This is a genomic window from Pseudolysobacter antarcticus, assembly GCF_004168365.1.
Lineage (GTDB): Bacteria > Pseudomonadota > Gammaproteobacteria > Xanthomonadales > Rhodanobacteraceae > Pseudolysobacter > Pseudolysobacter antarcticus.
This window is the reverse complement of record NZ_CP035704.1, coordinates 4,689,697-4,711,779: the sequence shown is the minus strand read 5'-3', so window position 1 is coordinate 4,711,779 and position 22,083 is coordinate 4,689,697. Positions and strand designations below refer to the sequence as shown.

The following is a 22,083-nucleotide window of genomic DNA, read 5'->3' as shown; positions in this document are numbered from 1 at the left end:
CCATGTCGTGCGAGGGTGTTTGCTGCGCGCAACAAACAGGACCAAACGCGCCAGATAAACGGCGCGCAAGGCAGCAACATCGCCAGAAAAGAAACTGTGAAACAATAGTCACCGGGGTGACCCATCCGGCATCTCCAACACGTTGCCAGTGCGTATTCCTTGACACATGAGGCCGTCGCCGCTTATGCTCCCGCTCCTTTTTCGACTTCCAGCAGAGCCTTCGCCATGAAGCGCACTTTCCAACCCAGTAATCTCAAACGCGCCCGTACCCACGGCTTTCGTGCCCGCATGAAAACGCGCGGTGGCCGTGCCGTGATCAACGCGCGTCGTGCCAAGGGCCGCAAGCGCCTGACTCCCTGATCGCGACTGGCGGCGCCATGGAAGCCATGAGCTTCCCACGCGCCGCGCGTCTGCTAGCGCCTGGGGATTTTCTCGCGCTACGGCGCAGTGGCAAGCGACTGCCTTGTCGCTTTTTCCATATCGAATACCGATCGACTGACTTTGATACTGCACGCCTCGGGCTTGCGGTATCTCGTCGGGTTTCCAAACGTGCGGTCGTGCGCAACAAGATCAAACGTCAGGTACGCGAAAGTTTTCGTCTCTCGAAAGCCGCCCTACCGCCAGTCGATATTCTGGTAATTGCGCGCACTACGGCTGCGCAGCAAAGTGTCGAGGACCTGCGCGCCGACTTGGCCATCCTCTGGCGCAAGCTTACGGCGCTGAATACGGCGGCATTGAACCGTAACCCCGCAGCCGGCACAATGCGCGCCGATTCCTGATGCTTTTTGCTCTCCCAACAAGCGTGTGCATCAGCAGTCTTCGCCGCGTTGCATTTCACCCTGTCCGCACCCACACAATAACGCAGCCCCGATAACGGTGAGCCGCTCGCAACGATCGTGGTTGCCGAGCACACACCTCATCTCATCCGGACAACCCGGAACCTGGATTTGACGAACATGCCGAATACCCGCCCGTTTCTCCTGCTTGCCGTGTTGTTTGTCGGTTACCTGCTCTGGCAGCAATGGCAGACCGATTATGCGGCGCCGCCGTCAGTGACCAGCCCGGCCGCGATTACAAACACGGCTAGCGGCGATGCAGCCAAGGCAGTGCCTAACGACGTGCCGGCAGCACCCGGTGAAATACCGAAGCCGCCCGCCGATGCCGCCACGACAACAAGCCCGGCGACTACCGCGCCAGCGCAACTCGTCAACATCACTACCGATGTATTCAACATCAGTATCGATACGCGCGGTGGCGCGATCGTCCGCGCCGATTTGCGTGCGTATCCGATTGCGCCGAAAGAAACCGATCATCCAGTGCGCCTGCTCAGCGACGATGCAACGAATTTCTTCATCGCCCAATCCGGCCTAGTCAGTGCAGCCAGCCCCGCTCCGGATCACCAGGCGCAGTTCAGCGCCGAGAAAACCGAGTACACGCTTGCGGACGGCAGCGACACGCTCGAAGTACCTCTGACGTGGACCGACGCCTCCGGTATAAAAGTGCGCAAAGTATACAAATTCACGCGCGCAAGTTATGCGGTCGAGCAGCGTGAGGAAATCAGCAATGCCGGTACCACGCCTTGGAGCGGCAGCGAATACCGCCAGTTGCAGCGCCTGCCAGTGGTCATCGTCAGCAGCGGATTCTCTTTCAGCAATCCGGAAAAATTCGCATTCGCCGGTGCCGCGTGGTACAGCCCGCAGGACAAGTTTCAGAAACTCGGCTTCGATAAATACGCTGCCACGCCGCTGAACAAGACTATCACCGGCGGCTGGGTCGGCATGCTGCAGCATTATTTCTTTGCGGCGTGGGTGCCGAAGGCCGACGAGGCCGATCAATATTCCACGGCGGTCGTGACCAATGCCGGCACGCCGCGTTACTTGATCCGCAGCATGTCGCCGGCCATCACGGTCGCGCCCGGCGAAACCAAAAGTTTCGACGCACGCTTGTATATCGGACCCAAGCTGCAGAGCACGCTCGCCACGGTCGCGCCGGGGCTGGAGTTGACCGTTGACTACGGCATGTTCACTGTGATCTCGCAGCCGTTGCACTGGATTCTCAGCGAGATCCATCGTTTCGTCGGCAACTGGGGTTTTGCGATCATCTTGCTAGTAGTTTTGATCAAGCTCGCGTTTTACAAACTCTCCGAAGCGCAGTTCAAATCGTCGGCGAAGATGAAAAAAGTACAGCCGCGCCTGGCCGCTTTGAAAGAACGCTACGGCGACGACAAGCAAAAACTCAACGCCGCGATGCTCGAGTTGTATCAGAAAGAAAAGATCAATCCGGTCAGCGGCTGTCTGCCGATGTTGGTGCAGTTTCCAGTGTTCCTTGCGCTGTATTGGGTGCTGCTGGAAAGCGTTGAATTGCGCCAGGCGCCGTTCATGCTGTGGATCCAGAATCTGTCCGCGCCTGATCCGTATTTTGTGTTGCCGATCTTGAATGCCGGCGTGATGCTCGCGACGCAGTTCCTCACACCGACCGTCGGTATGGATCCGACCCAGGCCAAGATGATGAAGGCGATGCCGGTGATGATGGCGGTGATGTTCGCGTTCTTCCCGGCTGGTCTGGTGTTGTACTGGACGGTGAACGGCGGCTTGTCGCTGCTGCAGCAATACGTCATCACGAAGCGCATCGAGAGCGGCGCGATCGCGGTCGCGTAATCTGTTTCAGAAATAATGCCGCGCCGCGAATTGCCGGCGCGGCGCACTGGAACATGCTGATGCCGATACACTGTCACGCATGATCGAGCACACCGATACCATCGCTGCCATCGCCACGCCGCCGGGTGCCGCCGGCATCGGCGTGGTGCGTGTTTCCGGGCCGGCGGTTGCGCTCATCGCCGAGGCCTTGCTCGGCACTCTCCCGGTCGCGCGCCACGCGAATTACGCGAAGTTTCGCGATCGCAACGGCGCCGTGCTGGATCGCGGTCTCGCCCTGTATTTTCCCGCACCACATTCGTTCACCGGCGAGCATGTGCTGGAACTGCATGCGCATGGCAGTCCGGTGGTGCTGAATCTGCTCCTGCAACGTTTGTTCGAACTCGGCGCACGACCGGCGCGCGCCGGCGAATTTTCCGAACGTGCTTATCTCAATGGCAAGCTCGATCTGGCCCAGGCCGAAGCGATTGCCGATCTGATCGCGAGCCAATCTGAACTTGCCGCGCGCGCCGCCATGCGCAGTCTCGATGGCGAATTTTCGCGACGCGTGCAACGGCTGCTCGATGCGCTAGTGCGCCTGCGTGTCTACATCGAGGCGGCGATTGATTTTCCGGAGGAAGAAGTCGATTTCCTTAGCGCGCCGCAGTTGCGCGAAGACATACTGACGCTCGCTGCGCATGCGCGCGATCTGCTCGCACAAACGCGCCGCGGCGTGGTGCTGCGCGACGGTCTGCATGTCGTCATCGTCGGTCGTCCGAATGCGGGAAAATCCAGTCTGTTGAATGCATTGGCCGAGATCGATCGCGCCATCGTCACACCAGTCGCCGGCACAACGCGCGACGTGTTGCGCGAAGCGATCAACCTCGATGGCATTGCCCTGACCCTGGTCGATACCGCAGGTCTGCACGAGTCCGGCGACCTGATCGAGCAGGAAGGCATGCGACGCGCGCGTGACGAACTCGCACGCGCTGATGTGCTGTTGCTGGTCACTGACAGCGCGCATGCCAGTGCCGATCGCAGCTTGCTGCAAACCGGCGCGCCCAGCGCGGCACGGATTATCGTGCACAACAAGATCGACCTGAGTGGCGAGTCGGCACGGCACGAGCATAGCGATCACGAAACGCAAATCTGGCTCTCCGCTCATACCGGTGTCGGCCTCGAATTATTGCGCAGCGAACTCAAACGGCTGGCCGGACACGGCGACGCCGCCACCGGAAGTTTCAGTGCACGCACACGGCATGTAGCCGCGCTCGAGCAGGTGGAAATCCATCTGCGCGATGCGACAAATGCGTTGCTCGAATTGCGTGCTGGCGAACTCGCCGCCGAAGAATTGCACGCCGCACAAAATGCACTGGCCAGCATCACCGGCGAATTCGACAGTGAAGATCTGCTCGGCGCGATCTTCAGCAGTTTTTGCATCGGCAAGTAGATAACCGGGTGGTAGCCGCCGCTGAAAAATCACCGGCAAACGGCACACGCAAACGCGCCGCTTCTACTTTAAGCTTGCGCTTTGCCCGCTTGAGGATTGCCGCATGATCGACCTGCATTATTGGCCCACGCCGAACGGCCACAAAATCACGATGCTGCTGGAAGAGGCTGGCTTGCCGTACACGATCAAGCGAGTCGATATCGGATCGGGCGAGCAGTTCCAGCCGGAGTTCCTGAAAATTTCGCCGAACAATCGCATGCCCGCGATCGTCGATCACGCGCCAGCCGATGGCGGCGCGCCGCTATCGTTGTTCGAGTCCGGTGCGATCTTGCTGTATCTCGCCGAGAAATCCGGCAAGTGCATTCCGACCGATTTGCGTGGCCGCAAGACGGTGCTCGAATGGCTGTTCTGGCAGATGGGCGGGCTCGGGCCGATGCTAGGCCAGAATCATCATTTCAACATTTATGCGCCGGAAAAAATCCCGTATGCGATCGAGCGTTATGTGCGCGAAAGCAAACGTCTGTACGGCGTGCTCGACAAACAACTGGATGGCCGCGCGTTCATCGCTGGCGATGAGTACAGCATCGCCGACATGGCCTGTTATCCGTGGATTGTGCCGTGGCAACGGCAAGGCATGGATCTCGCCGATCACCCGAATCTGCAGCGCTGGTTCGATGCGATTGCGGCGCGTCCGGGCACCGTGCGCGCGTATGCGCAAGGCGCGTTCCGCGACGCGTCGGCGCCAATGAGCGAGGAAGCAAAAAAGGTTTTGTTCGGGCAAGGTAAAGGCCTATGAATCGAGTACGTTGGCTAGCCGGAATGATCTCCATGACCGTGTGTGCGACCGCTGCTGCCGAGAAGCTCAGCATCGAGCGGATATTTTCCGATCCGAATCTTAACGGTGCGAGCCCGCGCAGTTTGCATATCGCGCCGGACGGTTCGCGTGTGACTTTTCTGCGCGGCAAGACGGAGGATCAGAACCAGCTCGACCTGTGGGAATACAACCTCGCCGACAAGAGCACGCGGCTATTGGTGGATTCGCATGCGTTAGTTGCGGGTGACACGGAAATCGTATCGGAAGCCGAAAAGGCCCGACGCGAACGTCAGCGTACCGCCAGCCTCAAGGGCATCGTCAGTTATCGTTGGGCGCCGGATAGCAAAAAGTTGCTTTTTCCACTAGGTGGCGTTTTATACCTTTACGATTTGACCGTCGTACCGGAAAAAGCCGTGCGCCCGATAACCCGCGTCGGCCTCGAATTTCTCGACGCACAGATCTCGCCACGCGGCCGTTATGCCTCGTTCGTGAGTCAGCAGAATCTGTGGACGATCGATTTGCAAAAAGGCACGTTGCAACAACTCACGCACGATGGCGGCGGTGTCATCCATAACGCCGAAGCCGAATTTGTTGCGCAGGAAGAAATGGCACGCGCCAGCGGTTACTGGTGGGCGCCGGACGATTCTGCTGTCGCGTTCGAACGCTTCGATGAAACCAAGGTGCCGCTGGTCAAGCGTTCGGAATTGTTCGCCGATCATACTGAGGTGGTCGAACAGCGTTATCCGGCCGCGGGCGACAACAACGTGCGTGTGCGCCTCGGCGTGGTTTCGCCGAAGGGCGGCAAGCCGAACTGGATCGATCTCGGCAAGAACGAAGACATCTATCTCGCCCGCGTGAACTGGTTGCCGGATGCGCAGCGTCTCGCCGTGCAGCGTCAAAGTCGCGATCAGCGCACGCTCGATCTGCTGCTGGCGGACGTGCGTTATGGCACGCCGAAAATATTGCTGACCGAAACCAGCAAGACCTGGATCAACCTGCATGACGACCTGACCTTCCTGCACAAACAGGATACGTTTATTTGGGCGTCCGAACGCAGCGGCTACAAACAGCTTTATCTGTACGGGCTGGATGGAACGCTGCGCCACGCCCTGAGCAGCGGCGAGTGGGATATCGACAAGGTGCTCGGCGTCGATGAGGCCGCGGGCAAGGTGTATGTGGCTGGCAATCGCGACAATGCTCTCGATGCACAGATTTATGCATTGCCGCTCGACGGAGATGGCGGTATCGCGCCCGAGCGCATCTCTCGCGAAGATGGCTGGCACGATGCGGTGTTCGCTGACAATGCGAGTCTGTATGTCGATACGTGGTCGGATCCTCTCACGCCGCCGAGAGTCACGATCCATGCACCGGACGGCGCGCAGCTCGCGATCATCGAAGCGAACACGCTCGATGTCACGCATCCGTATGCGCCGTATCGTGAAGCATTGAGCGCACCGGAATTCGGTACGGTCAAGGCCGAGGATGGTCAAGCCCTTTATTACCGACTCTACAAACCCGCCGATTTCGATGCATCAAAAAAATATCCTGTGTTTTTCCGCTTCTACGGTGGGCCGGGCCGCCAGCTCGTCAACCGCGCCTGGGGCGATCATTTCGATCAGTACATGGTGCAGCACGGTTACGTGGTTTTCTCGCTCGACAATCGCGGCACGCCGCGGCGCGGACGCCAGTTCGAGGATGCGATCTTCAAGCAGATGGGCAATGCCGAAGTGCACGATCAGCTCGCCGGCATCGCCTATCTGAAATCCCTGCCCTACGTCGATGGCAAGCACATCGGCGTGTTCGGCTGGAGCTACGGCGGCTACATGGCGCTGATGATGCTGGCCAAGGCATCCGATCAGATCGCCGCCGGCGTGGCGGTGGCGCCAGTCACCGATTGGCGCCTGTATGACAGCCATTACACCGAGCGTTATCTGGATTCGCCAAAAACCAATATGGACGGCTATACGGCCAGTTCGGTCTGGCCTTATCTGGATGGTTTGAAGTCACCACTGCTGCTCGTGCACGGCATGGCCGACGACAACGTACTGTTTACCAACTCGACCAAACTCATGGCCGAGCTGCAGAATCGCGGCACGCAATTCGAGCTCATGACCTACCCCGGCGGCAAGCATGGACTGTCGACGCCGGCGATGCGCAAACACGTATTCAGCTTGATTGCGAAATTCTTCGACGAGAAACTCAAGCCGTAATCGCAGCATCCCAAGCTGTGAAACCAATGCCTGCACTCGTGCGCATAGACGCGAGTGTCAGGCGCAACGCGCCTGTGCCAATCCGCTGACGCGATCATTGCGCTGCGAGCGCAGCCGCGCGAATGCGGTTGTTGCAACTCAGTGGCTGGCGGAGGAAAAAGCCTTCAACCGATTGATGGACTGCGCATTGTCGTAGTCTCGTCGGTCGCCTGGCAAGTTGACCTCGACCACGACATTGGTGCTGTCGTTGATGCGCCAGGCGATACTGACGATGGCCTGGGCCTCGATGGCAGCGTCGTTTTTTTGCGCGGCCTTGAACGTATAACGGCGGATCGCCGCCAGCGAAGCATCGTCCAGCGCGACATTGCCCGATGATTTGTCGATGGAGGCATCGACCAGTCTGCCATCTGCAGCAACCCTGACCAGGACAAAGGCTTCGCCTTCCAAGTGCGCCATGAAGGCTTCCATCGGGTATGGCGGCTTCCAGCGCGATTGCACGCGTGGCGGCACAAAACCGCGGTGTATGCCGCCGCTACCGCCGTTGGACTGGCCGGCGTCGTTGCCATCGGCGTGTACACCCGCCGCGGCCGCCGTTAGTGCGGCTGCGCTGGATGCGCTGTCGCCGGCACTCGGATTGATCTGTCCGGTAATGCGCGGCTTGGCGTTATCCGCGACACGCGCTATCTCGGCGTGTTGGCGCGGTGCGGCGCTGGCTGCAGAAATTCCGGGCATGACCGCAGTCTTGTTGGTGAGGGTCGTGCGATGCGCCGGGCTGGTGACGCTGGACGTGAATGAATGCAACTCCACCATCATGCGCGAGGAAACCGCCTGGATATCCGATGTCGGCGTGCGTAATACCCAGCCGATAAAAAGCAGATGAAGCAGAAAAATACCGGCCAGCAGGAATTGCCTGGCGCGGCGGTCGATATTGGACGGCGGAGCATCGAAGTACAAAGCGTAAGCGCGAGCCATTCCCCACTCCCTGTGACAAACAGGGTTCGAGCCTAGGCGCGCCAAAAGCACCTGTCAACTGCACGCGGAGGCGGCACGGTAGACGGGATATCAGCGCACGCACGTGCTGCGTGCGCTGTCGATCAGAACGGTGTTGATCAGAACTTGCCAGCGCGGAAATCCTCGACCGCCTGCACTATTTCCTGCTGCGTATTCATCACGAACGGGCCGTACTTCGCGACCGGTTCGCGCAGCGGTTGGCCCGCGACCAGAATCATCCGTGCGCCGTTCTTGCTTGCGGTCAAAGTCACCGCGTCACCCGTGCTCAACACCGCCAACTGGCCACGTTGCACCGCAGTCTCATCACCGATGACCGCCTCACCCTCGAACACATATGCAAATGCGGAATGCTCGCGCGGCAACGGCACGCTGAACTGCGTCGATGGCTGCAGCGTGATGTCGAGGTAAACCGGTGCCGTCGCCACCGCACGCACCGGGCCTTCGATATCACCAAGCGAACCCGCGAGCACGCGCACTTGCACACCCGGCGCGGGCGTGATCAGCGGCACCGCATCGGCGGGAATATCCTGATAGCGCGGCGCACACATCTTGTCGCGCGCGGGCAGGTTCACCCACAGTTGAAAACCCTGCATCAGGCCATCCTCTTGCTCCGGCATTTCCGAGTGCATGATGCCGCGGCCGGCAGTCATCCATTGCACGCTGCCGGGGCCGAGCAGGCCGGTGTTGCCCTGGTTGTCGTGATGACGCATGCGCCCGGCCAGCATGTAGGTGACGGTCTCGAAACCGCGGTGGGGATGTTCCGGAAAACCCGCCAGATAATCGCCGGGTTTGTCCGAACCGAACTCGTCAAGCATCAGGAACGGATCAAGATCCGGCAGTTCGGCCGAACCGATCACGCGCGTGAGTTTCACTCCCGCACCATCGCTGGTGGCGCGTCCGCGCACGATCTGTTTGACGCGCCTCTGCGCGGTTGATGAAACGCTGGCAGCGGATTCTTGCACAGAAATATTCATGGCGACCCGACCTCGATATTTACGATCCGCATGATGTAGTGGCGCAGGCCACAAACAGAATACCTGCGATAGAAACAGATTGTTGCCGTTACGAAACCAATCTTCACGTAAATTTGTATGATGCGAGCCAGTGACGGGATGGCCGCATGGGCGCTAGAAAACGGAGCCTATCCATCGAATAGATATAGATCACTAAGTGAAGCGATGATCTTCGACAGCAATGTTGGTCACGTCTTCTCATGAGACCTTTGACTCATATCAAGTGATGTGCGCGTTCGTAAGACCTGCAGGATATTGCCAGCCTGTGCACGCTTGTCAAAGATTGCGTTTCCATAGCGCGACATCAATACTGTTTGACGAATCCACGAGGGATGGAAATACGTATGCAAGTCGATATCGTTGGTCGTATTGGAAATTTGCAGCTTCCGGTTACTCAACCGCTGATTCCATTATTCGAGTGCTTAGTCAACTCTATTGAAGCAATCGAAGAGGCGAAAATCGCGAACGGTCAGATTGATGTGTACTTCGAACGCGACACCGCCCAAGGAATCGTAATTGGCACAGAGGATGGAGCGCTTTCTTCAATTCGAGACGTTACTATTGTCGACAACGGCGTCGGCTTCGATGACGGCAATTTTCGAGCGTTCTTTCTTTCAGATTCGACGCGAAAAGCGAATCGAGGAAATAAAGGCATTGGTCGCTTCACTTGGCTGAAGGTCTTTACAAAGGCCAACGTCGATAGCACTTATCTCGATGGCGATGTTTGGACGTGTCGCGCTTTCGCATTCGTTAATACCACCGATGGCGTTGAAAGCGAAAGCGTAACTCTGGCGAAAATCAAAGAAAGCAAAACAGCTGTAACGCTTACTTCGTTGCTATCAGAATACGAAAAACATTTCCCGAAATCTCTGGATACCATAGCTCGCAAGATGATTGATCATCTGCTTATCTATTTTGTGAGCGGATCTTGCCCGAAAATCGTTCTGCACGACACAAACGGTCAGTTCTTGAGCCTGAACAAAATTTTCGCTGACGAAGCGACGGAGCGGGCGCAAGACATCAAGTTCGAGATTCGAGGACACCAGCTAAAAGCAACCATTTTACGATATCAATCTAGCTCTGTGAAAACGCATACCATCTCTTACTGTGCAAATAAGCGCGAGGTACTTAACTGGAAAGCTAGCAAGGTAGACACAAACTTAACTGCTAGATTTACGGATAGCGAAGGCCACCAATTCGTTTTTAGAACTTACGTATCCGGACCATACCTGGATGAAAAGGTCAATTCAGAGCGTACAAATTTTATGTTCCTACCAGAAGCAGACTTAGCCTTTCCGGAAGAGATGACGCGTGAAGAATTAGACGCGCGCGTGGTTGATGCACTTCGCCAAGTTGCTCAACCGTACATGGCCGCGCTGAAGCAAGAAAAGCGCCAAGCCATCGAGACTTTTGTACAAACGAAAGCCCCGCAATTTCGCTTCCAGCTTCTCGAACGATATCGCGAGCGACTAGACCAAATTCCGCCGAATCTCTCGGACGATCAACTCGACATAGAGATGTACAAAACACAGCGTGATATCGAAGTTGAACATCGACAGCGCGCGTCGGAGATTAAAGCAGTACCTTTGGAGTCCGCATTAGGTAATTCGGAATACAAGTCACTCTATGAGCAATATATAGACGAAGAGAATGAGCTAGGCAAGGCTGCGTTAGCCAAATATGTTGTTCATCGACGAACAATTTTGGAGATGCTTGAGAGCGCGCTGAAAATTCAAGAAAGTGGTGCCTACGCGCGCGAGGACTTTGTGCACGGTCTTATCTATCCGATGCGAGTGAACTCGAAAGAGGTGGAGTTTTCACGTCAAAATCTCTGGGTAGTAGACGAAAGGCTTGCCTATCACACTTATTTAGCTTCCGATTTACCGCTTGCGAAGCTAAAGATAATACATACCGAAGAGCGCGACGAGCCAGATGTTGTTGTATTCAACACTCCACGTGCGTTCACCGAGACGAAAAGTCCGTACCAGTCGGTTGTGATTGTTGAGTTTAAGCGACCCGAAAGAAATGAGTATCCGCAGAAGGACGAGAATCCAGTTGATCAGGTGCTTCGATATGTGCGAAAAATCAAGGAAGGGCAAGCAAAAGACAAGGATCAATGTACCATTAATGTCGGAGCAATTCCTTTCTACGCTTATATCCTCTGTAGCCTGACGCCAAGGATTCGTGCGATAGCCGAGAGCCACGATTTCGTCAAGACGCCGGACAACGAGGGGTACTTCAAATATCACCAGAATGCTGGGTGTTACATTGAGATTATCTCATTCGATAAGGTGCTCAATGATGCAAAAAAACGCAATCGCGCATTCTTTGAACATTTACAGATTCCTATGACATAAGCAGGCGGCGCTGCGCCAATTCAATTTCACTAGGAGGAGCCGATCACGCGCTGAGCAAGGTACCGAACTCAGAAAACTAGGCGCATTTAGTACTTCAATTAATGCACGCAACTGTCCGTCGTAGCAGATTGTTCGCAACTGCAGAAACGCGCTCAATGGCGCTTAGCGGTTGGCGAGCTGCTTGATATGTGCGAGCAGCGCCGAATCGGGCATCAGTCCATCGCCGATTCCGCGCAACATTTCCGTGGCGAGCGCGGCACTTGCCGCGTGTGATTGCAGATTGTTCTGCGCAGCCAGCAGTTCGGCGCGATCGAGCATGCTGAGCCATGTGCGTGGATCGCGCTCGCCGAGTATGTCGTGTATCAATTTCTCCGCGCGCTGCAAATGCAACAGAGCATCGTCGTTATGGCCGCGTTTGGCTTGGGTCAATCCGAGCACACGTTCGTAGGCGGCGTGATCGAGTGCATCAAGTTTTTCGGCGTGCGGTTCGACGCTGGCCAGCCGTTGCATCGCTTTGTCGAGATGACTCGATTTCAGTTCCCATTCGGCGAGGTTGGTCAACGATTGGCTGACGTCCGCATGTTCCGCGCCGAGTGCGGCCAGTCGCGCTTCATAGGCGGTGAACAGCGGTGTCCGTGCGGCATCGATCTTGCCCTCGCGCAGCAGCAGCGTGCCGTACTCGTTGCGTACGCGTTGCAGGCTGCGATTGCTGGCCGGCCACGCATGATCGATGATCGGCAATGCCTGCGCATAGGCTTGCTCGGCGCTGGCAAAGTCACCGCTGCGACGGCTCGAAATTGCCAGATTGATCAACAGCACGGCATAAGACACCGAGGTCACGCCCATCTTTTTCGCGCCGATCGTGAGTGCTTCGCGATATACCGGCGCGGCTTGGCGCGGTCGGCCTGAATTGTCGATGACGCGGGCAAGTTGCGACATTCGCCAAGCCATTTCGACGTTGTCGCTACCATCGAGTTTGCGCCGTCCATCCAGCGCCTGACGCAATAGGGTCTCGGCTTCGTCAAAACGGCGCATGTAGCTGTAGGTCATGCCGAGCGATTCGAGTTCCGAAAAGTACGTCGCACTATTTTTGCCGTTCAGTATGGCTTGCAATTCGAGGCCACGCTGATATTGAGTGACGGCTTTTTCATACTCCTCCGTGGCCACGTAACGCGAGCCGAGCGAGGCGTACATTTCGGCTGTGCCGCTGCCAATCGGATCGATGTGTTGCTGGATCGCCAGCGCGCGCAACAACAGCGCTTCGTCATCGGCATGCTTGCCACTTTCCGAGAGCACCGTGCCGAGCAGGTCGAGCGCTTTTGCCAGTATTGCCGAATCCGGCGCGGCGTATTTTTCGATCAATGCCAATGCTTCGCGCGCATCCGCTTCGGGCGCTTCCTTGCCGAATGAGCGCTTGCTGGTATCGGCGCGGCGCATCAGCATATTCGCCAACACCAATGGCTGATCCAGCGTGCGCTGAATGTCGATTGCGCGTGTGAAATTGGTGCGTGCGGGTTCGGCGTTGCCGAGCACAACCTGCACGCCAGCGAGCGTGCTGAACAGTTCCGCCTGAGCGGCCGGTTGTCCTTTCAGCTCGGTATCGATACGACCGAGCGCTTGCTCGACCAGCTTTGAAGTGGGAATTTCGCCGCCACCCGCATCCGGATTGCTGCCGTCGAAAACCGACACCATGAAGTCGCTGATCTGGCGCGACGAGGTTTGTGCCTGCAGCGCATGATCGCGCTCGACCAGCGCATCCTGCTCGGCCAGTTCGGCGCGATTGCGATCGGCGACCACGCGCAAGGTGAAACCGGCCACGGTGAGCACGAACAACACCGCCATTACGACCAGCGGCCAGCGCCGTTGCACAAACTTGCGCATGCCGTACCACGCCGATGGCTGCAGCGCCAATACCGGTTCACGTCGCAGGAAACGTTCGATATCGCTCGCGAACGCATCGGCCGTGGCATAGCGTTGTGATGGATCGGTGGCGCTGGCTTTGGTGGCGATCGCACGCAGTTCGGGATCGGCGATCGACTGCGTTTCCAGGCTTTGATTCGCCGCCGCCGTATTTAGCGTGAGCAACTCGACCAGCATGAGGCCGAGGCTGTAGATGTCGGTAGCGGTCGATACCGCATTGCCCGCGCGCTGCTCGGGGCTGGCGTAACGCGGCGTATACGCATAACCGGTGAGCTTCAATTGCGTCGTCGAGCTATTCGGCGCATCGCCGGGTTCTTGCACTGGATCAGGCGGTGGCGTGTTGCCGCTTTCCAGCAAGCGCGCGATACCGAAGTCGAGCAGCAGCGGACGACCGTCGGCCGTGACCAGAATATTGTTCGGCTTGAGATCGCAATGCACGATCAGGCGCTGGTGGGCGAAGCTCACCGCATGGCACACCACCACAAACAGCCGAAGAATTTCCGTGGCAGATATGCGTCGATCGCGACAATACACATCGATCGGTTCGCCTTGCACGTATTCCATCACGAGATACGGCTGGCCGTGCGGCGTGGCACCGCCATCGAGCAGGCGCGAGATATTCGGATGCGCCAGAGTCGCCAGAATCTGACGCTCCTGCGCGAGATAATCGATCGCACGCAGACTCGGCATGCCGCGCAAAAGTTTGATCGCGGCAAGTTGCTGAAAATGACCGTCGCTGCGATGCGCGCGGAACACCGTGCCCATGCCGCCGTGGCCGATTTTCAGATCTTCGCTGGCCACCGCACTCAACAGCTGGCGGATTGGCTGCGCAAAACGATCGGTGTGCATCGACTGCGCGCCCATCAGGGCGCGTACTTCGGCGCTGACATCGGCATCGCTCGTGAGCTCGTGCAGGCGCTCGGTCAGCTCCGGCTCGGCCAGCTCGCAGACTTCGGCGAACACCGCTTTGATCTCGGCAAACTTGTCAGCTTGCATCGGCGCATTCCACTCAATGCACCCAGCGCCCACCGCGCCGACGTGGTGGCCCTTTGGCCGCTGCCGCTGCATTCGCCGCCTTGGCGGTGGCCTGTTCCAGACTGCTCAGCGGTTCGTGATTCCAGTACTGGCCGATGCCGAAAACCGCGGCAGGAATCTGCGCGAGGCATTCTTCGTATTCCTCGTCGCTGAGCGGCGCGAACTCGGTGTCGGCGGTGAAAATGCCTTCCTCGACCGCCAGCGCCATGATCGGGCCGAGCAATTCCATCAGCTGCGAATCCGCGGCGAGGCGCGTTTCCCACGCGCGCGCGCGCATGTCCACGCCACGCGAAAAACCTTCGCACCAGCCGTTTGCGCTGAGCGTGGTTTCGTTGTCTTCGAGTTCGACTTCGCCGAGGATGGGCTCGTAACTATCCGACTCGATTTCGAGCAGAACGGATTCATTGAGTCGTGCGATAAGTTCGAGAATACGCTTGCCATGCTCGGCATCGACGAACGGTTCATGCAGCACTTCGGGCAGCCATTCTTCGGGCGTGATCGGTTCCGGCCCGATGCCGACGGCGGTCAATAATCCGTGCACACCATCAAGCAACAGATCGTCGTCGCCGGCGTGCGCGCGCAAAAAATTATCGAGTTCTTCCAGCTCCGCGTCATCCAGCACGGCCGGCCAGTCTTGCTCAGTCATCGCTCAACTCCAATAGTGCGGGCGTGTGATCGGAAGGTCGCTCCCAGCCGCGCGGCACGCCATCGATGCTGGCGCCGCGGCAGCGCTCGCGCAAGGCTGCGCTGGCGAGGATCAGATCGATGCGCAGGCCGAGGTTACGCCTGTAGCCGGCCTGCCGATAATCCCACCAACTGTAGTGGCCGGCCTCGGCCTGGAACAGGCGAAAACTATCGTGCAGGCCGAGATCGAACAAGCCTTGCAGCGCCGCGCGTTCAGGTTCCGAACAAAGAATTTTGCCACGCCATGCCTCGGGATCGTAGATGTCGCGATCTTCCGGCACGATGTTGAAATCGCCGAGCACAATCAGGCGCGGATGGCGTTGCAATTCCTCGCGCAGAAATGCGGTGACCTTTTTCAGCCAATCGAGTTTGTAGGCGTATTTTTCGGTGCCAACATCCTGGCCGTTGACCACATACAGATTGACGATACGCAGGTCGCCGATCGTCGCGACCAGGATGCGCCGCTGCGGATCGTCGAGGCCCGGAATATCGGTCAGCACATCGCGCGCCGGTTCGCGGCTCAGCAGCGCCACGCCGTTGTAGGTTTTCTGGCCGGAATAGACGCAGTGATAACCGAGTTCGCTGATCGCCGCGGCTGGAAAACGCGCATCTTCAAGTTTGGTTTCCTGCAGCGCGACGATATCCGGCGTGGCCGCGCGCAGCCACTCCAGCAAGTGCGGCAGGCGCACATTCAGCGAGTTGACATTCCAGGTCGCGATCTTCATCGGTCAGACATCGTGTTTGTTCGGGTGGACATCGTAATCCCAACGCAGCGCGGCGCCCACTGCCCGGGATCGCGTCTGCACGGAGATTCATTTTTTAGCTGCGATCGCGCCACGCAAAACAGCGCCGCACGCACCCGCACATTATCGCGCAATGCGGACCGCGGTTGGGTTTTGCGAACGACTTGTTTCGATGCATGTCGCATGCAGATCGCGCAATGCAAATATGCGGGCGATCGCGCTGAATTACAGCGCATGCAATCACAGCGACTTTTCTCTGCAACCCGCCTGACATTTTCTTGACGCCTAATGCGCGGCTTGTACGCCGCCGACTCGCGTTTTCATGCGCCGGGTGCTGCGAGCGTTTGCCTAATTTCCCCATCCAGGTAGCCGTTGCCATGAAATTTACTCGCCATCCTTTGTCTCTCGCCTTGAGTTTCGCCGTGCTCTGCCACGCTAGCAACGCCTTGGCCGATACGCTCGCGGATACAACAGCCGCGGCCGCGACGGATGCGAGCGCAGCATCGTCCGCCGCGCCAGCGGATGCGGCAGCGGCGACGTCCGAGCTCGATACCATTTCGGTGGTTTCCGAAGGCAGCACACGCCAGGTGCAGACGGTCGGTCGCGAGGAAATCAAGAAAGCCGCGCTCGGTACCAGCCCGCTCAAGGTGCTCGACAAATTGCCCGGCGTGTATTTCGAATCGGCGGATGCGTGGGGTACTTACGAGTGGTCGCAGCGCATCACATTTCGCGGCTTCAATCGCCAGCAATTGGGCTACACGCTCGACGACATTCCGCTCGGCAACGGCGCGTATTCGACCGATAACGGCTTATCGGTAAATCGTTCCATCCTCGCCGAAAATATTCGCAGCATCGAGATCGCCCAGGGCGGCGGCGCGCTCGGCATGCCATCCAGCAACAATCTCGGCGGCACCATCGCGGTGCATACCGATGATCCGAACAAGGATGCCGGTGTGCGCATTTCGCAGGGCGTCGGCAGCAACGATGCGCGGCGCAGTTTCATCCGCGCCGATACTGGCGAGATCAACGGTTTCAGTGCGTATCTGGCGGGCGCGAGCACCACCAGCGAAAAATGGCGCGGCGATGGTGCGCAGGATCAAAGCATGCTCAACGCAAAGGTCGTGTATCAGTGGGGCGGCAACAAGATCAGCGCGTTTGTCGATATCGCCAATCGTGACGAAACCGATTACCAAGATTTGTCGCTGGATCTGATCAAACGTGATGGTTATCGCTGGGATAATTTCCAGCCGAACTGGGCAGCAGCTGTAGCAGCGGCCAACTACTATAACAATCCGCATCCCACTGGCCCGGCACCTGCCGGCACCACCAGCATCGACGATGCGTATTACAGCGCGCGCGGCATTCGCCACGACAATCTGATCGGGGTAAAAGGTGAGTTCGCGTTGAGTGATAACATCTCGTTGCGCACCACGCTGTACAACCACACCGACAAGGGTCAAGGTCACTGGTTCACGCCGTATCAGGCGTCACCGGATGGCACGCCGATTTCGTTGCGTGTGTCGGATTATCGCCTCGAACGCAATGGTGCGGTGACGGCGTTGAATTTCGATTTCGGTGCGCATGCCATCGAAGCGGGTTTCTGGTACGAGCAGGCCAACAACAATGATCAGCGCGGCTATATCGCACTCAGCGGCCCGCTCGACGATACGCATTTCTACACCAACTTCTTCAATACGCAGTTCCAGCAGCGCTTCAGCACCGAGACCAAACAAGCGTATATCCAGGATACGTGGACGCTCAACGACCGCCTGAAAATCAACTACGGTTTCAAGGCGCAGAACATCACCACTGATGGTGTCTCGGTGATCGGTTCCCGCGGTGCCGGCACGCTCAAGGCCGACGACAATTTCCTGCCGCAGATCGGCGCGAGCTACAAGTTCGCCGAGCACGAAGACGTATTCGCCAACTACAACAAAAACCAGTCGGCATTCACGCCGGGCCTGGCCGGGCCGTGGTCGGCCAGTGCGGCTGCCTTCACCGCCGCGCAATCGACCTTGAAACCCGAACAATCCACCTCGTTCGAGGCTGGTGTGCGCAGCACGCATGAGACGTATCAGGCCTCGGCCACGGTGTACAACGCCGAGTTCAGCAATCGCCTGTTGTTGATCTCGCCCTGCCCCGGAATTCAGAGCTGCCCGACCCAGTTCGCCAACGTCGGCAAGGTGCGCAATCAGGGCGTGGAGCTGGCGCTGTTGTGGAAGCCGATCGAGTCGCTGAGCTGGTTGAATTCGTTTGCATACAACGACTCGAAATATCGTTCCAACTATTTCAACGGCGAGCTCGTCCAGATCGCCGGAAAGCAGGTGGTCGATGCGCCGAAAAAATTGTTCTCGAGTTCGCTGGATTATCGTTTTCTCGATGTCTTCAGCGCCAATCTCAGCGCGAAATATACCGACAAGCGCTACTACACCTATCTCAACGATCAGACCATTCCGAGTTACTGGATGTTCGATGCGGCGCTGAGCTACGAGCGTACCGATCTGAGCTGGAGCAAGGATATGCGCATCAGCCTTGGCGTGAGCAACCTCGCCAACAAGAATTACATCGCCACGGTCGGCACCAATGGTTTTGCCAAGGACGATGCAACCGGCACGTTCGCCACCCTGCTTTCCGGCGCGCCGCGACAGGTTTTTGCCTCGGTCGATCTGCGCTGGTAACTCGTTCTACAGGCATCGCGCATGGCGGCCGATCCTCCAGGCGGCAACCATGCGTCGACGCGTGTTACTCGCTTGCGTCAAAACAGGATTCTCATGAAACACCGCTCACGTTTTTTTTGCTTGCTTGCGCTGAGTCTGCCGCTCGCTGCACACGCTGCACAACACACATCGGTACTGCTGATTTCGCTGGACGGTTTGCGCCCCGGTGATGTGCTCGAAGCCGAGCAACGCGGGCTGAAAATTCCGACCCTGCGCCGGTTCCTCAGCGAAGGCAGTTACGCCAACGCGGTGCATGGCGTCACGCCGACGCTGACCTATCCGAGCCACACCACGCTGATCACCGGCGTGTCGCCAGCCAAACATGGCATCGTCAGCAATCTGACGTTTGATCCGACCCTGAAAAATCAGATCGGTTGGGCCTGGTATGCCGAAGATATTCGCGTGCCGACGTTGTGGGATGCGGCGCATCAAGCCGGCTTGCGTACCGCGAATGAACACTGGCCCGTGAGTGTCGGCGCGCAGGTCGATTTCAACCTGCCGCAAATCTGGCGCAGTGGCATGCCGGACGATAGAAAATTGCTCAAGGCGCTAGCCACGCCGGGCTTGCTCGACAGCATGGAACACGAGCTCGGCCCGTACGTCGATGGCATCGACGAGAGCATCGAAGGCGATGAAAATCGCGCGCGTTTTGCGGTGCATCTGATTGAGCACAAACATCCGCAATTCATGACCGCGTATTTCACTGCGCTGGATCATCAACAGCATTTATCCGGTCCGGATACGCCTGCCGCGCACGCCACGCTGGAACGTATCGACAACATCGTCGCGCAGCTTGTGACGGCGGCGCGCAAGGCCGATCCGCGCAGCGTGGTCTGCATCGTTTCCGATCACGGCTTTGCGCCGCTGCACCACGATGTGAATCTGTTCGCAGCCTTTGCCGATGCCGGGCTGTTGCGCTTCGATGCGAGCGGTCAGATCAGCGGCTGGGATGCCGCGCCGTGGTACAACGCCGGTGCCGCCGCGATCGTATTGCGCGACCCGAAAGATGCTGCTGTACGCCAGCGCGTGGTGAGCTTGCTCGACAAGCTGCGCGGCAATGCCGATCTCGGCATCGATCGTGTGCTCGAGCGCGAACAGATTGCCGCGCTCGGCGGCAATCCGCAGGCCGATTATTGGCTCGATTTCAAACTCGATTACGAAATGGGACCCGATCCGAAAGCGCCGCTGCTGAGTGCCAGCCATTATCTCGGCATGCACGGTTATCGCGCTGATTTGCCGGAGATGCAGTCGACGTTTCTGATCAGCGGTCCGGGTATTCCGGCGGGACACGCGCTGGGTCAGATCGATATGCGCGATATCGCACCGACGTTGGCAAAGTTGCTTGGCGTGAATCTGCCAAGCGCGGAAGGCAAACCGGTTTTCTGACAACGCTCGTTGCCTGCGCTCCGCTTGATGGGAGCGCAGGCAACGGATCACGCAGCGAGGCCGTAACTGCGCAGCAACGCTTCGGCGTCGGGTTCGCGACCGCGAAATTCGATGAACGATTCCAGTGCCGGGCGCGAGCCGCCAACCGCGAGAATGCTGCGGCGAAATGCGGCACCGGTCGCGGCATCAAAAACGCCGGCCTGCTCGAAGCGCGAAAACGCGTCGGCGGATAACACTTCGGCCCACAGATAACTGTAATAACCGGCCGAATATCCGCCAGAAAAAATGTGCGTGAAACTGTGCGCCATACGTTGCCACGACGGCGGCTGAATCACCGCGACTTCGCGTCGAATCTCGCGTGCGAGTTCTTGCACCCGCGCGCCGCGCGCCGGATCGAATTCCAGATGCAGACGGAAATCGAACAGCGCAAATTCGAGCTGGCGCACGAGGAATAACGCCGCCTGGAAATGTCGCGCCGCCTGCATGCGATCGAACAATTCATCAGGCAGTCTTTCGCCGCTTTGATAATGCCGCGCGAACAGATCCAGCGCATCGCGTTGCCACGCGAAATTCTCCATGAACTGGCTCGGCAATTCGACCGCATCCCACTCCACGCCGGCAATGCCGGAGACGCCCGGATAATCGACTTCAGTCAGCAGGTGATGCAGGCCGTGGCCGAATTCGTGGAACAGCGTGATCACGTCGTCGTGGGTCAGCAGCGCCGGTGCATCCGCTGTCGGCGGCGCAAAATTGCAAGTCAGATATGCAATCGGCAACTGCACCGAAGCGCCGTTGCGAAAGCGCGTGCGGCAGACATCCATCCACGCGCCGCCGCGTTTGGCGCTGCGAGCGAACAGGTCGACATAGGCGCTAGCGATGACATTTTCCTGCGCATCCAGCACGTCGTAAAAACGCACGTCGGTATGCCACACATCGATACCGCTGCGCTCGCGCAAACTCACGCCGAACACGCGCTGGGTGATCGCGAACAAACCAGCCATCACCGCTGGCAATGGGAAAAACGGTTTCAATTCTTCTTCGCTCAGATCGTAGCGCTGCAGCCGTAATTTTTCCGAAGCATAGGCGACATCCCACGGCTGCAAATCATCAAGCCCGAGTTCGCTCGCGGCGAAAGCACGCAGCTCGCTCAATTCTTTTTCCGCCACGGGCTTGGCGCGTTTTACCAGGTCATGCAGGAAATCCAGCACCGCTTGCGGATTCGTCGCCATCTTGGTCGCGAGCGATTCTTCGGCGGCGTTGACAAAGTCGAGCAATTGCGCGGCCTCGTGGCGCAACGCGAGAATCTGCTCGATCCGCGCGCTGTTGTCGAAACGACCGGCGTGCGGACCTTGTTCGGAAGCACGCGTATTCGCCGCGGTATAAACACGCTCGCGCAAGCCGCGATCATCGGCGTAAGTCATCACCGCCTGCACGCTGGGCTGCTTCAAGGTGATACGCCAGCCATCGATTTTTTCTTCCTCGGCATAAGCGCGCAGCACCGCCAATCCCGATGGCGGAATGCCAGCCAGCACGGCCGCATCGGCGATGTTTTCGCCCCATGCATCGGTCGCGTCGAGCACTGCTTCCTCGAACTCGGTACTCAGCTTGGCCAGCTCGTTGGCGATGGCCTTGAAGCGACTGCGCGCGGGTTCTTCGAGCGCGACGCCGGAGAGTTTGAAATCGCGCAGCGCATCATCGGTGAGGCGTTGCGCGGCGCGATCAAGACTTTTGAAATCGGCATTGTCGGCAACCGCCTTGACCGCCGCATACAGCTCGCGATTCTGGCCGAGCTCGGCCGAGTGTTCAGTGATTTTTTCCAGCGCGGCGGTGTAGGCCTTGCGCAAGGCGTCGGAATCCTTGACCGAATGCAGGTGCGACACCGGCGACCACGCACGACTCAGACGATCTTCGAGCCGCTCCTGCAACAACATCACGCTGGCGAAATCGCACGGTGCATCGCTCGCCAGCAGCGCGTCGATCTGCGTGCTGTAGTCGGCCAGGATCGCATCGACGGCCGGCTCGACATGCTCCGGCAAAATCGCCGAAAACACCGGCAACGGAGTTTCGCTGAGTAATGGATTGGATGTAGACATGGCGATCTTCGTGTGAG

At 58.3% G+C, this 22,083-nt stretch carries 15 protein-coding genes; 9 read left to right on the top strand and 6 right to left on the bottom strand.

Going from position 1 to position 22,083, the window contains the following annotated elements; genetic code table 11:
* Window positions 1–225 precede the first annotated feature (225 nt).
* From rpmH to ELE36_RS20175, 6 genes are all read left to right on the top strand, one after another.
* Window positions 226–360, top strand: a complete 135-nt coding sequence (rpmH, locus tag ELE36_RS20200) for a 50S ribosomal protein L34 (RefSeq protein ID WP_129836513.1) — start codon at window positions 226–228, stop codon at window positions 358–360.
* A gap of 26 nt (window positions 361–386) precedes the next feature.
* Window positions 387–779: a ribonuclease P protein component gene (gene rnpA / locus ELE36_RS20195; protein WP_242512321.1), complete on the top strand. Its 393-nt coding sequence runs from the start codon at window positions 387–389 to the stop codon at window positions 777–779.
* Window positions 780–956: 177 nt separating this feature from the next.
* A complete protein-coding gene (gene yidC / locus ELE36_RS20190; RefSeq protein WP_129836509.1) occupies window positions 957–2,657 on the top strand; it encodes a membrane protein insertase YidC in 1,701 nt (566 codons plus the stop codon).
* Between the two features lie 79 nt (window positions 2,658–2,736).
* The gene (gene mnmE, locus ELE36_RS20185; RefSeq protein ID WP_129836507.1) at window positions 2,737–4,083 is read left to right on the top strand and encodes a tRNA uridine-5-carboxymethylaminomethyl(34) synthesis GTPase MnmE; all 1,347 of its coding nucleotides are present in this window, start codon (window positions 2,737–2,739) and stop codon (window positions 4,081–4,083) included.
* A gap of 103 nt (window positions 4,084–4,186) precedes the next feature.
* Window positions 4,187–4,879 (top strand): glutathione binding-like protein, encoded by a 693-nt coding sequence (locus ELE36_RS20180; protein ID WP_129836505.1) that lies wholly within the window; start codon window positions 4,187–4,189, stop codon window positions 4,877–4,879.
* Window positions 4,876–7,107 carry a S9 family peptidase gene (locus ELE36_RS20175; RefSeq protein ID WP_242512320.1) on the top strand — a complete coding sequence of 744 codons (2,232 nt, stop codon included), beginning with the start codon at window positions 4,876–4,878 and terminating at the stop codon, window positions 7,105–7,107. The genes ELE36_RS20180 and ELE36_RS20175 overlap by 4 nt, the downstream gene beginning before the upstream one ends.
* Window positions 7,108–7,245: 138 nt before the next feature.
* Here ELE36_RS20175 and ELE36_RS20170 read toward each other — a convergent pair whose 3' ends face one another.
* Entirely contained in the window at window positions 7,246–8,079 is an 834-nt protein-coding gene (locus tag ELE36_RS20170; RefSeq protein WP_129836503.1) for an energy transducer TonB, read from the bottom strand.
* Between the two features lie 137 nt (window positions 8,080–8,216).
* Entirely contained in the window at window positions 8,217–9,092 is an 876-nt protein-coding gene (locus tag ELE36_RS20165) for a pirin family protein (protein WP_129836501.1), read from the bottom strand.
* Window positions 9,093–9,475: 383 nt separating this feature from the next.
* Between ELE36_RS20165 and ELE36_RS20160 the strand changes: the two genes are divergently transcribed.
* Window positions 9,476–11,488, top strand: coding sequence for a hypothetical protein (locus tag ELE36_RS20160; protein WP_129836499.1), 2,013 nt, complete (start codon window positions 9,476–9,478; stop codon window positions 11,486–11,488).
* A gap of 162 nt (window positions 11,489–11,650) precedes the next feature.
* On the opposite strand, the gene ELE36_RS20155 is transcribed toward ELE36_RS20160, so the two are convergent.
* Genes ELE36_RS20155 through xth form a run of 3 tightly spaced genes read right to left on the bottom strand, consistent with a single transcriptional unit; the run spans window position 11,651 to window position 15,852 of the window.
* Complete coding sequence (locus tag ELE36_RS20155) at window positions 11,651–14,404, bottom strand: serine/threonine-protein kinase (protein WP_165371710.1); 2,754 nt, start codon at window positions 14,402–14,404, stop codon at window positions 11,651–11,653.
* Between the two features lie 13 nt (window positions 14,405–14,417).
* On the bottom strand, window positions 14,418–15,089 hold the full coding sequence (locus tag ELE36_RS20150) for a YecA/YgfB family protein (RefSeq protein ID WP_129836495.1): 672 nt from the start codon (window positions 15,087–15,089) through the stop codon (window positions 14,418–14,420).
* Window positions 15,082–15,852, bottom strand: a complete 771-nt coding sequence (xth, locus tag ELE36_RS20145) for an exodeoxyribonuclease III (protein WP_129836493.1) — start codon at window positions 15,850–15,852, stop codon at window positions 15,082–15,084. Before xth ends, ELE36_RS20150 begins: the two co-directional genes overlap by 8 nt.
* 395 nt (window positions 15,853–16,247) lie before the next feature.
* On the opposite strand from xth, the gene ELE36_RS20140 reads away from it, so the two are divergent.
* On the top strand, window positions 16,248–18,548 hold the full coding sequence (locus ELE36_RS20140; protein ID WP_129836491.1) for a TonB-dependent receptor family protein: 2,301 nt from the start codon (window positions 16,248–16,250) through the stop codon (window positions 18,546–18,548).
* A gap of 93 nt (window positions 18,549–18,641) precedes the next feature.
* Entirely contained in the window at window positions 18,642–19,973 is a 1,332-nt protein-coding gene (locus ELE36_RS20135) for an alkaline phosphatase family protein (RefSeq protein WP_129836489.1), read from the top strand.
* 47 nt (window positions 19,974–20,020) lie between these two features.
* On the opposite strand, the gene ELE36_RS20130 is transcribed toward ELE36_RS20135, so the two are convergent.
* The gene (locus ELE36_RS20130; RefSeq protein ID WP_129836487.1) at window positions 20,021–22,066 is read right to left on the bottom strand and encodes a M3 family metallopeptidase; all 2,046 of its coding nucleotides are present in this window, start codon (window positions 22,064–22,066) and stop codon (window positions 20,021–20,023) included.
* Window positions 22,067–22,083 lie beyond the last annotated feature (17 nt).

Excerpts from the sequence above, each read along its gene's own strand:
- rpmH (WP_129836513.1), top strand. The coding sequence starts at position 226 with ATGAAGCGCACTTTCCAACCCAGTAATCTCAAACGCGCCCGTACCCAC.
- rnpA (WP_242512321.1), top strand. The coding sequence starts at position 387 with ATGAGCTTCCCACGCGCCGCGCGTCTGCTAGCGCCTGGGGATTTTCTC.
- yidC (WP_129836509.1), top strand. The coding sequence starts at position 957 with ATGCCGAATACCCGCCCGTTTCTCCTGCTTGCCGTGTTGTTTGTCGGT.
- mnmE (WP_129836507.1), top strand. The coding sequence starts at position 2,737 with ATGATCGAGCACACCGATACCATCGCTGCCATCGCCACGCCGCCGGGT.
- ELE36_RS20180 (WP_129836505.1), top strand. The coding sequence starts at position 4,187 with ATGATCGACCTGCATTATTGGCCCACGCCGAACGGCCACAAAATCACG.
- ELE36_RS20175 (WP_242512320.1), top strand. The coding sequence starts at position 4,876 with ATGAATCGAGTACGTTGGCTAGCCGGAATGATCTCCATGACCGTGTGT.
- ELE36_RS20170 (WP_129836503.1), bottom strand. The coding sequence starts at position 8,079 with ATGGCTCGCGCTTACGCTTTGTACTTCGATGCTCCGCCGTCCAATATC.
- ELE36_RS20165 (WP_129836501.1), bottom strand. The coding sequence starts at position 9,092 with ATGAATATTTCTGTGCAAGAATCCGCTGCCAGCGTTTCATCAACCGCG.
- ELE36_RS20160 (WP_129836499.1), top strand. The coding sequence starts at position 9,476 with ATGCAAGTCGATATCGTTGGTCGTATTGGAAATTTGCAGCTTCCGGTT.
- ELE36_RS20155 (WP_165371710.1), bottom strand. The coding sequence starts at position 14,404 with ATGCAAGCTGACAAGTTTGCCGAGATCAAAGCGGTGTTCGCCGAAGTC.
- ELE36_RS20150 (WP_129836495.1), bottom strand. The coding sequence starts at position 15,089 with ATGACTGAGCAAGACTGGCCGGCCGTGCTGGATGACGCGGAGCTGGAA.
- xth (WP_129836493.1), bottom strand. The coding sequence starts at position 15,852 with ATGAAGATCGCGACCTGGAATGTCAACTCGCTGAATGTGCGCCTGCCG.
- ELE36_RS20140 (WP_129836491.1), top strand. The coding sequence starts at position 16,248 with ATGAAATTTACTCGCCATCCTTTGTCTCTCGCCTTGAGTTTCGCCGTG.
- ELE36_RS20135 (WP_129836489.1), top strand. The coding sequence starts at position 18,642 with ATGAAACACCGCTCACGTTTTTTTTGCTTGCTTGCGCTGAGTCTGCCG.
- ELE36_RS20130 (WP_129836487.1), bottom strand. The coding sequence starts at position 22,066 with ATGTCTACATCCAATCCATTACTCAGCGAAACTCCGTTGCCGGTGTTT.